Here is an 11,131-nt window from a genome sequence, read left to right on the forward strand (position 1 = left end):
AAAAATCCAAAAACCCGATACAGCCAAATTCTAGCGTTAGCCGTAGGCTAAAATGTGCCCACGGATCAGTCACAGTTGTCCAGGCCCTCCCCTCATGCAAGCCTAAATCTTGGTCGTTAAAGATTAAATCTGCCATAAAACGTGATCGGTGCGCGGGCCCGAGCCTACCCGGCACCGGCAATGGCCGCCGTTTTCGGCCTGAACGGCCGTTTCTTGCCTGGAACGAGATGCTCACCGCTGGTATCGCGACCGCGCGATCCCTAATCCAGGAATTCAACACCGATACGATTTCCGCTGGACCAGACGACCCGGCAATCCCGGATGATTCGATCCTTCTCCAGCATCAGCTTGATGCGGGGTCTGACGTAGACCTTGTCCGCCATCTCGATGGCGGCGCCAAGATCGGAGAGACTGACGACGCGGCATCGCATGCTGGATCCGTCGCCGGCGATGTATGCGACCTCGTCGACTGTCGCACGTTGCTGTCTGCGACGCTCCTCCACGACAACTCACCTCTTGCCCGGGTTCTTGCCGCGCAGGAAGTGAACTCCAATGTTGTCGCCGTTGATCCAGGCCAGCTCACAGCGGCGGAAAGCCGCACCGGTCGTCGAAAGCAGCAGAAAGAACTCCTTCAGCGCAAGACCTTCGATCGAGCCTTCAATCCTGAGCTTCGCTCCTGCTTCCGCCACGTCGGTCATCTTACACTGCCGGCTCCACGTTCCGTCGATAGCCACCATATGCACGTCGACGCCGCGCGAGAACTCGATGCGTGCCGTTCCACGTTTTTCGGGTGGTAGCGAGTCAGACATAGGACGAAACCCGGATTTGAAAAATTCAATCGAGTCGCAGCTCGCCGCCTGCCGGCCGGCGCGAGACGCCCTTACGAAATCACGCCCCTCGGCCGCCGGCCGAAGCGCACGGCACTGAAATTGCCGCGTCGTCCCGATAGTGCAGGACAAAAATTCAGGAAAGGCTAATGAGCCTGTCGAATTTCGGCAAATCGCAACCGGATTCTTCGGCCTCATCGTGGCCCGACTGACCGCTCGCGGGGCCTCGCCTTCAACCGGATTCATGATCGTAAATCCGGCATCAATCACCGTAAACTCGACCTAACTGGATTTTATGTTCCGGTATTCCTGCGGATTTCAAGGCAGGGTTCCACGATGCTACGGTTCCATTGCGAGCGACGGAACCCTTACCAGCCCCGGGGAGAGCGGCGCCGCAAAACGACCTTGGCCCGCCTCCACCGCCCTTTTTTGCCGGAGGCGGGCTTCCTTTCCATCTACCTGGCCAAACTGAAAGGGGCCGCTCAAAGAGCGGCCCCTTGCCGGTTGAAATGATGGTCCGTGATGAAATCCAGCCCCGGCATCAACACCCTAGCGGTACTTCGATGCCAAGGGGATTCCGTTCTATTACGGTGAACCATACTGCCGTAATTTCAGCGCGGTTCCCCGCCCCCGAGGGCCAATTTGCCCTCCGTCGCGAAAAACAAGGTCTCAGCGTGCAGGCGTGGACGCCGGCGCAGAGGCTGGCGCGGTCGGCGCCGGTTTCGGTTTTACGGCGGCCGGCTGAGCTGCGGCCTGCGGCGACGAGGCCGCTGGCGCGGGTTTCGGCGCGGCGGGAGCCGTCGTTCGCGGCGGCGGCGGCGTGAGCTTCCTGGGCGCCGCATTTTGCTCCAGGCGGATCAGTTGATCCCTGACAGCCTTGATCTGCTCGGTTGCATTCGCATTGTCGCGCGCCGCCAATTCCTGACCGGCCTTCACTTGATCGGAAAGCCTCGCAACGGCGCGGCCCAATTGATCCTGGCCGGTCTTGAGCTGGTCGCCAAGACTTGCGCTATCGCGGACCAATTGATCGCGACCAAGCTTGAGCTGCTCGATCTCCTTTTTCAGGCTTGCGAGATCGCGCGACATCGATTGGAGCAGCGGGGTCAACTCGGGTGGTAGAGATCCCGGCGCGACCATGGTCGCAGGCGATGTTTGCGAAGTCGCCTTCGCGGCATCGCCGGACGAGCCCAGCCAGACCACAGCGGCGGCGCCTGCTCCCGCGGCCAGCACGACGCCCGCAAGCCCGAACAGGCCCCATCCTCGCAGCGAAATCCGGTTACTCGAAACAGCGGCACGTTGCGTATTTGTGCCCAGCGTCTGCAGGTCAGGCCGGAGGCTTGCGGCCTCCAGCTTCGATGGTGGCTGCTCGGAAGCTCTGCTGGCGCGTTCGTGATCATCGGATCGGACGATGTGCGCTTCGGGCGCCGGATTTCGTGAAATGCCGGCTTCGCGAGCACTCAGCCTTCCGAAGCTCCCTTTCGGAGCGTCAATGCCATGCGCAGGACCGTCGAAAGACTTTGCGGCGCGTTTGCCGGCAGTCGCCCCGTCGTGAGGCTCAGGGTCAAAATAAGTCGCACGTGATGGCGGCTCGTTGAGTATGCCGGCAATGGTATCGCTCAACGCTTGCAATTTATCTGTACTCATTCGCCACCTTCGGCCAAACCCGAACCAAGCGCGGTCCGTCTCAAAACGCGACGGGGCGGGATCGTCGTTTCTGCGGTACCGGCTGTCAAGATTGCGTGGGGCACCCGCCATGCTGTCGGCGGCGCGGCAGCACCTCGATCCTGAACCTTCTATTCCGGGAAGCAGTCGAGATTCATGATCCGCACCTCGGATCGATCCCCATCGTGAGACGCAATTGCCCTCACGCGGCGAATTGGCGTCGGAGGCTTCCCCGCGAACGGGCTATTCCAAACAACGCGATGGGCCGCCGCCTGTACTGAATCAACCTATGGCTGTTCTGACTTCTTGCCGACGATCCACCTCACGATTGGCCATCCCACCAAGAAAGCTGATGCAACTACTCCAGCCATTCTTATGAATAGGGTGCCGTAATCCTGATCTAAGAAAAATGGACGTCGGTCATAAAAGATGAACACGAGTATGACGCTGAGCGCGCAGCAAAGGGCCGTTAGTAACCGAGAAACTTGTCCTTCCAGATAGCTGAGGCGCTCGTCGAGTTTGTCGTTATCCACCGTTCGCCCCCGTTGGTTTTCGGCTTTCATGCCTAGCCGCCAGACGTCCGCCATTTTGGTCCGTCGGTGAGATGGTCTGCCAGTTGAAAAACGCTACTTTTTCCCGTCCCCGTGATCTTACGGATTAACTGTACCCCTACAAGCTGAAACCATTGGCCGATTCGCAAGTCCAAGACGGTTTATGTTTGGCTTATGCCGATCCCAAGAAAACCGATGTTTCCCGGAAGTCGCCCGCCAGATTGCGGCCGGGACAGGCAAGCTTATCAACCCAGAACGAGATGACAACCGAGGCGAACTGATCGCAGTCGGCAACGTGGCTTTGGATCGTATGCCGACCGCGGCGGCAGCCAATAATCATTAGATGCGGTGAAGGATGCTAGGCCGACTTAGTCACCCATTTAGGCGCAACCACCCTCGCGGAGTTGCGGACAACTAGCATCTCCGTCATGCCTCCAAAGTCCGCAGCGACTTGAAGAGCAAAGGTCCTCTGCGGGGTCGGCACCCACTTCCCCGCTCGCCAAGCCTGCGGTACGCTAGCTCCTTTATGAGGCATTAAATGAACCGTTCAGTCTGGGCAATTGCTGTCCTGAGTTTTATTGCCGGTATGCTCACCGTTATCGTACTTGTCGAGATTGTGAGGGCGAAGCACACCCGAGCTGGAGTGGCATGGATTAACGGCGAGCGACCGGTCATCACAGAGATATCTTTCTGGATTGCGTCGCCCTCTCGACGTTGGTGGCCTTAACGACGGGGGGCAAACCAATGCAAGATTCGCGGCCGGAGCTGCGGGCGCTAACGGGACTTCGCGGGTTAGCCGCGATTGCTGTTGCTCTTGCACATTTTCAGAACACCATTCCCGGCTACTCCGGCACCCCATTCATGTGGCACAACGCCGTCGATCTGTTCTTTTGCCTTAGCGGCTTCACCTTATCCTACGTCTACAATCTGGAGACGTTTAGGTTTTCGACTTACCTGACAGCTCGCGTCGCTCGAATCTACCCGCTATATCTAGTCTGCCTGATCGCAGCCGGCGCTCTTTACGTCTGGCCCGTTGTCATCAATCCGATCAGCTACCCTATCCGAACTGCGGTCTCAGATTTCACATTGCAGCTGGCGATGTTGAATGCGTGGCCGGTGATCGGCTCAGGCGTCCATTGGGACACCCCGGCGTGGTCCCTATCTATCGAATGGTTCTGCTACTTGCTGTTGTTCCCTATTCTGCTCTTCCAAAAAGCGCTACCGTCAACATCGACCAGGCTGCTCTGCATTGTTGTCGCGACATCCGCCTCCTTCTTCTTGTTCGCGTTTTTCTATGATGATCGATTGGTCACTCCGCAGCTCCACGTTGCAAAGAGCCCGTGGAGTGACTGGATTGCGCTGGCTCGTGGGGCGTTGGGATTCACAGCCGGGTGGGCTGCGTTTGCAAGCTTCCAGAAGCGCGACGGGCTTTATGTGGCCTCCACAAAATTTGCTACATTGATCTGGTGTGGAATCGCATTCGTTGTGGTGCTGGCTTATTGCGGACTGGCCAATTCACACGCGCTGATAGTCGTCTATCCCTTCGTCGTACTTGCAGCAACGGACTCGACTTCGATCACGTCGCGGTTGCTCGGCTCGAAGCCATTGCATTTCCTCGGCGTGATTTCGTACTCGATCTACATGACCCACTTTGTCATTTTCCTCGGCGCGGTGGCCTTGTTCGGCGAGCCTGCCGCCTGGCCACTCGCCGTTTATGTGATGCTGGCTGCGGCGACAGCTGCCGTGCCCGTTGGCACTTACTTTGCGATTGAGATGCCAGCCCGCAACGCCCTTCGTGGCATTCAATTCCGTCACGTTCCAATTTGAGCAAGATCCAGCCAATCAGCGCTGGTCGCCCCAGATACCGACGATCGACGAATGAAGACGAGCAGATTTCCTGAAGTCCATCTGATCATGCTACCTTGAACGTGTTTTTCATTGGTGCCGCAGCAAGTATCGCGGCGATTTCGAGGCCTCTTCGGTTTTTGTCATTTGCAATTTTAACGCGTCGATTTGGCACCGCGTGCCCCACACGAGTCAAAAACTCCATGTCTTTCGATGACCAGGTCAATCTTCGAGCGATATCCCTGCGGACCGTGCGCTTTGCGCCACTGATATATCCCGTGGCGCTTTTCCTCTCGGCGTTGTTGCTGTTCGCGATCCAGCCGATGTTCGCAAAGATGGTGCTGCCGCGGCTCGGCGGCGCGGCCGCGATCTGGTCAGTCGCAATGGTCTTCTTCCAGTCGGCACTGTTGCTGGGCTACGCCTATGCGCACCTGCTCTGCCGCATGCTCTCGCCGGGTCTCTCGGCCCTCGTCCATCTTGGCCTGCTAGCGATTGCCGCCACGACATTGCCGATCCGCATTGCTTACGGCTTCGAGGCTCCGCCGCAGGGAGGGCTCGAACTCTGGCTGCTGAGCTTGTTCGCCGCATCGATCGGCCTGCCGTTCGTCGCGCTCGCCGCGACCGCCCCACTGCTGCAGAACTGGTTCGCAGCGAGCGGTCATCCCCACGTGGCAAACCCCTATTTGCTCTATGCTGCGTCCAATCTGGGGTCGTTCGCGGCCCTCATGACTTATCCCTTCATCGTCGAGCCGCTGGTCACGCTACACTCGCAGGTTCACGCATGGTCGGTCGGCTATTTCCTCCTGGTCCTGCTGATTGCGACGGCGGCGGTGATGGTCGCCACCGCGGACAAGCCTGCGATCCGTGAGACAACCGCGGACACGACCGCCGTTTCCAAAATAGCCGAACGCGCGATGTGGACCTTGCTGGCCGCGATCCCCGCGGGCCTCGTGGTCGCGGTCACGGCGGCGATCTCGGTCGATCTTGCGGCAGCGCCATTTCTATGGGTTCTGCCGCTATCGCTCTACCTCCTGACCTTCGTGGCGATCTTCCGCGACCGTGCCTGGGTGGAACATGAGCGGGTATTGCGCATGGTGCCGTTCGCCACCGTGGCTGTGATCGTCACTGCGTCGGCGCTGGCTCGGCCGTATTTGAGTGCGCTGCTGATGATGCATCTGGCGGCCTTCTTCGTGCTTGCGCTGGCGTGCCACGGCGAGCTTTATCGCCGCCGACCGGCGCCGGCGCGACTTACGGAATTCTATCTGTGGACCTCGTTCGGCGGGATGATCGGTGGAATCTACGCCGGGCTGATCGCGCCGCATACGTTCAACGGCGTCGCCGAATACCCAATCCTTGTCCTTGCAGTGCTACTGGCAATGCCCGGTGCGTTTGCCGGCGGGCCAGGCCGGTTTCTACGGCATAGCAGCCCCGGTCTCGTATTGGCAGCGGCGATCGTCGCCATGATGTGGTTCCGCTTTCGCATGCCGGCCGGCGCCGTGGTGCCAACCGAAATCGCGCTCATTGTCCTCGCCGGCGGCATGCTGCTGCTGCGACGGCAACCGGCGTTGTTCTTCGGCCTGGCGGCGCTCGCCTTCGCGATTGCCAAGCTCGATCCACTCCTCTCGCCGATCGAGCAAGACCGCAGCTTCTTCGGCGTGCATCGCGTGGTCGAGGACCCCGCGGGGAGAGTCCGTCTCCTGATGCACGGAACGACCGCACATGGTGCCGAACGCGTTCGCAACAACGACGGGACACGGGTGCGCGGCCGTCCCGAACCAACGATGTATTACTATTTCGGCGGGCCGATCGGCGACGCCATCGCAGCGGCCCGCGCCGCGCAAGGACGGCTGGCGCGCGTCGCGGCCGTTGGGCTCGGCACCGGCAGTCTCGCCTGTCATCGGCGGGACGGCGAGGCATGGACCTTCTTCGAGCTCGACCCACATGTGGCCCGCATCGCAAGCGACCCGGCCCTGTTCCGTTTCCTGTCGGAATGCGGCCAGCACACGCGCATCGTGCTCGGGGACGCGCGGCTGACGCTCTCGGCGTCACCGGAGCACTATGATCTCATCGTGCTCGACGCGTTCTCCTCCGACGCAATTCCCGTGCATCTGCTCACGCGCGAGGCGTTCGCCGGATATCTGTCGCACCTGACCGCGCACGGCGTCATCGTGGTGCACATCTCGAATCAGCATATGTCGCTGTGGGGACCGACAGCCGCGGTCGGCGCTGCGGAAGGCCTCGTCGCTTTCGGCAAGGATGAAATTCCAACGAACCACGGCGACGACGATACGCGGACGCGCACACAGGTGGTCGTGCTTGCTCGGGACGTGCAGGATCTCGGTGATCTGCCGGCGCAGCCAGGATGGAAGCGCCTCGATCCCAACGCGCGCACGGCCTGGACCGACGACTATGCCAACGTCCTCGGCGCCGTTATCGACCGGAAGTTCAGGCGCTGATCAGGCCTCGGTTGCCGCAGCCGTCCGGCGCGGCCGCAGCCACCTGCGCAAGGCTCCAATTTCCTTTCCGACGGCCTGGAAATACAGCAGGTGCGTGATCGCAAAGGACAGAAGGCAAGCCCCAAGAATCGTCGCCATGACGTACAGGCCGGCACCGGTCGGGACCGCGAACGGTCCAAGCGATGCTTGCGCCGTGGTCGGCACGCCCGACTGCCAGGCGAAGAGCAGAAATCCCGCATAGCCAGCGCTCAGGTGCGTTGCGATGGTGAACGCGGGCCTGGCGTTGGCTGCGAGCCCGAGGCAAGCCAGCAGGAACAGCGGCAGCGCGACGCCGAAGAGCTGGAAACCGTCGATCCCAACAATCCCGCTCAGCAATGCGTGGCTGCGTTGGAAGATGCCGAAGATCCGGAGATTGACGAACCAGAGCAGTTCCGAGCTCGGCGCATATTGCAGGGCCTGCACCGCCAGTTCGGCGCCAAGGGTGGCCGCGAACAGCACGCACGGACCGATGAATTGCAGCTTGAAAAGGCGATTCATAAAACAAGCCATACGTATGAAAACGTTTGGCTTTTCTTAGTTCCAAAGCATTTAACTTGTCTTAACGCGTCCCTGCACCGGAGCCACCAAGTACAAAAACATCATTAAAAACAGGCTACTGCGGCAAGGTTCTCAGCTCATGGCTGATTGTTCGGCGGCCGTTCGATGAACTTCCGGCTACCGTTGAGAAGCTCAAGGTTGTTGGCGATGACCGGGTTGCCCGGATCGAGCGAATACGCCTTCTCGAACTTGCGCCGCGCGCCATTCAGATTGCCGCGCAGCATGAGGGAATATCCCTGGTCATTCAGGATCTGCACGGTCTCGCCGCCAAGCCGGATCGCCTGCGCATAGGCCTGATCGGCAAGATCGAACCTGCGTATCCTGTCATAGCTTGCCGCGAGCCCAACCCAAGCGGTCACGTCCTTCGGCGACTTCTCGACCGCGTCCCTGAAGTAGCGCTGGGCCATTCCGTAGTTGCCGCGGTTGAAATGCTCCAGCCCGACCCGCACGGGCTCGTCGGAGGGATAGTATTTGACGTCGGTCGGCTCCTGTACGGGGTCGCCGCCCGGCGGATCCACGGGGGCGACGATCGCGGCCTCCCGCGTCGTGTAGTCGCAGGCGGCAAGGCCCACCGCCAGCCAGCAACAGGCGAGCGCCGGAACGAGACGACGCAATGCGCGTCCCGTGCTCCAGCCCCGGCGAACTCCCTGCATCGTTCCAAAGATCATCGCGAAACAACCTACGAGTAACAGGCGGCGCGACCGAAACGGCTACGCCACGAACAGACCTTCACATCCCCGGCTCCGAAGTCCCCGCCCCTGCCTCGATCAGCCCGATCCAATGGGATCGGTTGCGCTCGAGGGATCGAGATCTTCGGCTCCTTACCTGCCCCCTCCTACCCCGACGGCCACCGATCCTCCGGTCCCCGCTCCTAATCCGGTTGCGTTAACATTCTGAATTGTGGTGACAGGCGGCGGCTGGCCCATAGCTTCGGTCGGCTGGCCCATGTTGGGGAGCTGATCCAGCGGACGCTGCTGATTGCCGTAGCGCGTTATGGCCCCGCCCGTGCGCCGGGCGTCGTACGCGATCCTGCGATCGCCGACGTATCGGGGCCATGGATGGATCGTGTGGGTGGCAGCGTTGACTTCCTTGGCGTTGCCGGCGCTCATCGTGATGGTCTCGGACCGCTGGAAGTAACGGTCCATCTCGTCATGCCCATACACGCCGTAGCAGCCGCCGAGCAGCAAGGGTGCGAGCAGTGCCAGATACCTGATGGTCATCCCCGCCTCCTCTAGTTCAGCGTTTTCACGACCGCTTGGTTTGCACCAACGGCCGGTGGCGGAACAGGCACGATCGCATTGGGCGCGATGATGTGGCCGTAAGGCCCTTTCACTTCGCCGCCGGAATTGACGTAGTCGTCGTAACGCTTGCGGACTTCCATCTGGCCATTGAGGAAGAAGTCGACGTCGTTGGCCGGCAGGCGCGAGTCGAGCGGCGATGCCAGTTGCTGGCCGGGCGCCGCAGGCGCGACCAACCGCGGCGTCACGATGATGACGAGATCGGTTTCTTCCTGCTGGTACGACTTGCTGCTGAACAGGGTTCCAATCACGGGCACCGAGCCGATCCAGGGTAGTTGCGAGACGTCCTGCCGGTTGCGGGTCTGCAAGAGGCCGGCGATCGCAAAGCTCTGGCCGTCGCGCAGTTCGACGGTGGTGCGCGCGTCGCGGCGGGTCAGTGACGGAACAGTGGTGCCCTGGATCGAGATCGCATTGGCGAAATCAAGCTCGCTGACCGAGGGCTCGACACGGAGGTTGATCACACCGCGCGAGAGCACGGTGGGCACGAAGGCCAGCTCGACACCGAACTTCTTGTACTCGATCGTGACAGTGGGGAAGCCGCTCGTCGTGTTGCTCGGAATCGGGACCGGAAACTCGCCGCCGGCCAGGAAGCGCGCGGCATCTCCGGAAAGCGTGGTCAAATTCGGCTCTGCCAGCCGGCGAGCCAATCCCTTGGTTTCCAGGGCCGTAATCAGCAGGTCCACCGATCCGCCGTTACTGGTCCTCAAGATGCTGGTCAGCAGGCTTCCGAACGGGGCTGGAGCTATGCCGCCGGCGGAACCTATGAGCGTGCCTGCCGTAGCAAGCAGGGGAAGGCTGCCTGTGGGAGCAGCGCCCACCTGACCCCCTCCCGTGCCCAGGGGGCCATTTGCGGTATTGATACCACCAATAGGATCCCGCCCCGCTGCGGCGACTCCGCCCCGCCCAGTATTCGCAACATTGGTGCCGTTGGCGTTCGCCGCATAAAGGTTCACACCGAGGTCGCGGCCGGCCTGCCGGTTGACCTCGAGGAAGCGCACCTCGAGCATCACCTGCTGCGGTGCCGCAACGCTCATGGCGTTGACGACGATGCCGCCCTCGGGAACGATGCCCTTGGCAATCGTCAGCGCCCGCTCCGCGGCGACCGCATCGGCGGCCATTCCGCTCAGCACCACCTGGCCCTGGGATGCCGAAACGCGAATGCCGCGCGTGCCCGTGCCGTTCTGGATGTTCTGCTGCAAATTGCCGATGTCGACGGTCACCTCGACGTCGAGAATGCCGATCTGCTTCATCGAGCTGTCGAACAGGATGACGTTGGTGGTGCCGGTCTTCTTGCCCTGGACATAGATGAGGTGGTCGGTCAGCGACTTCACGTCCACGATGTCAGGCGAGCCCGCGACGATCGACGCAAATGCCGTATCGACCCTGAAGGTGCGCGACTTGTTGACCGTCACCCTGACCCGCTGGACGTCGTTCATCTCGCTGACAAAGACGCCGCTGGAAGAGTCCCGACGCTCAGCCGCCCGCGCGCGATCCGCCGACGGGAGAAAGGCAAGCGCAGCGCCAAGAGCCACCAGGCTTACGGCGAAAAGACCACGTTCCGCGTTACCCCACACGCGACCGCCACTCATCTCGATCCCCTCCGCCGCAGTATCGCGACCAATTACGTAAATTTACGGCTCCCCGGCACTTACCACTCTCCCTCGCACACCACGCCGTGGAGCTTACAATGTGTCCGACTACAAATAGTTACCGATGAATTCGCTTTCCTGGCGCGCTGGAGAAGGTACGAACCCACCCTGCCCCGGCACCGCCAGCCGCAAAACGCGGCCCGGAGATAATCCCCCGCTGCACCCGTGGTTTGCAAGGAAAGACCGTCATCCGGTTGCGGCAAGGCCAGAGAAAACTTCCCGATGTTGCCAGCGCGCACCACTTTG

10 protein-coding genes are annotated in these 11,131 nt (G+C 61.1%); 2 read left to right on the forward strand and 8 right to left on the reverse strand.

Annotated elements, in window-relative coordinates; translation table 11 throughout:
* Positions 1 to 260 precede the first annotated feature (260 nt).
* From N2603_RS28730 to N2603_RS28745, 4 genes are all read right to left on the reverse strand, one after another.
* Positions 261 to 503 (reverse strand): PilZ domain-containing protein, encoded by a 243-nt coding sequence (locus N2603_RS28730; protein ID WP_260384772.1) that lies wholly within the window; start codon positions 501 to 503, stop codon positions 261 to 263.
* A 6-nt stretch (positions 504 to 509) separates the two neighbouring features.
* Positions 510 to 809 (reverse strand): pilus assembly protein PilZ, encoded by a 300-nt coding sequence (locus N2603_RS28735; RefSeq protein WP_018646288.1) that lies wholly within the window; start codon positions 807 to 809, stop codon positions 510 to 512.
* 687 nt (positions 810 to 1,496) lie between these two features.
* A complete protein-coding gene (locus tag N2603_RS28740; protein ID WP_260384773.1) occupies positions 1,497 to 2,582 on the reverse strand; it encodes a hypothetical protein in 1,086 nt (361 codons plus the stop codon).
* Positions 2,583 to 2,776: 194 nt separating this feature from the next.
* Positions 2,777 to 3,052, reverse strand: coding sequence for a hypothetical protein (locus tag N2603_RS28745; RefSeq protein ID WP_145832137.1), 276 nt, complete (start codon positions 3,050 to 3,052; stop codon positions 2,777 to 2,779).
* 732 nt (positions 3,053 to 3,784) lie between these two features.
* Between N2603_RS28745 and N2603_RS28750 the strand changes: the two genes are divergently transcribed.
* Complete coding sequence (locus tag N2603_RS28750; RefSeq protein ID WP_260384774.1) at positions 3,785 to 4,867, forward strand: acyltransferase family protein; 1,083 nt, start codon at positions 3,785 to 3,787, stop codon at positions 4,865 to 4,867.
* 296 nt (positions 4,868 to 5,163) lie between these two features.
* Positions 5,164 to 7,341, forward strand: a complete 2,178-nt coding sequence (locus N2603_RS28755) for a spermidine synthase (protein WP_260384775.1) — start codon at positions 5,164 to 5,166, stop codon at positions 7,339 to 7,341.
* Here the strand turns inward: N2603_RS28755 and N2603_RS28760 are convergent, their stop codons facing one another.
* The 4 genes from N2603_RS28760 to N2603_RS28775 all read right to left on the reverse strand — a co-directional run bounded on the left by N2603_RS28760 (position 7,342) and on the right by N2603_RS28775 (position 10,825).
* Positions 7,342 to 7,839 (reverse strand): hypothetical protein, encoded by a 498-nt coding sequence (locus N2603_RS28760; RefSeq protein WP_260384776.1) that lies wholly within the window; start codon positions 7,837 to 7,839, stop codon positions 7,342 to 7,344.
* 176 nt (positions 7,840 to 8,015) lie between these two features.
* The gene (locus N2603_RS28765; RefSeq protein WP_018646294.1) at positions 8,016 to 8,552 is read right to left on the reverse strand and encodes a tetratricopeptide repeat protein; all 537 of its coding nucleotides are present in this window, start codon (positions 8,550 to 8,552) and stop codon (positions 8,016 to 8,018) included.
* Between the two features lie 207 nt (positions 8,553 to 8,759).
* Positions 8,760 to 9,158, reverse strand: coding sequence for a hypothetical protein (locus N2603_RS28770; RefSeq protein WP_260384777.1), 399 nt, complete (start codon positions 9,156 to 9,158; stop codon positions 8,760 to 8,762).
* A gap of 11 nt (positions 9,159 to 9,169) precedes the next feature.
* Positions 9,170 to 10,825 (reverse strand): type II and III secretion system protein family protein, encoded by a 1,656-nt coding sequence (locus N2603_RS28775; protein ID WP_260384778.1) that lies wholly within the window; start codon positions 10,823 to 10,825, stop codon positions 9,170 to 9,172.
* Between the last annotated feature and the right edge of the window lie 306 nt (positions 10,826 to 11,131).

Source organism: Bradyrhizobium huanghuaihaiense (genome assembly GCF_025200885.1).
In the GTDB taxonomy this organism is placed as follows: domain Bacteria; phylum Pseudomonadota; class Alphaproteobacteria; order Rhizobiales; family Xanthobacteraceae; genus Bradyrhizobium; species Bradyrhizobium huanghuaihaiense.

Excerpts from the sequence above, each read along its gene's own strand:
- N2603_RS28740 (WP_260384773.1), bottom strand. The coding sequence starts at position 2,582 with ATGGCGGGTGCCCCACGCAATCTTGACAGCCGGTACCGCAGAAACGAC.
- N2603_RS28750 (WP_260384774.1), top strand. The coding sequence starts at position 3,785 with ATGCAAGATTCGCGGCCGGAGCTGCGGGCGCTAACGGGACTTCGCGGG.
- N2603_RS28770 (WP_260384777.1), bottom strand. The coding sequence starts at position 9,158 with ATGACCATCAGGTATCTGGCACTGCTCGCACCCTTGCTGCTCGGCGGC.
- N2603_RS28745 (WP_145832137.1), bottom strand. The coding sequence starts at position 3,052 with ATGAAAGCCGAAAACCAACGGGGGCGAACGGTGGATAACGACAAACTC.
- N2603_RS28735 (WP_018646288.1), bottom strand. The coding sequence starts at position 809 with ATGTCTGACTCGCTACCACCCGAAAAACGTGGAACGGCACGCATCGAG.
- N2603_RS28775 (WP_260384778.1), bottom strand. The coding sequence starts at position 10,825 with ATGAGTGGCGGTCGCGTGTGGGGTAACGCGGAACGTGGTCTTTTCGCC.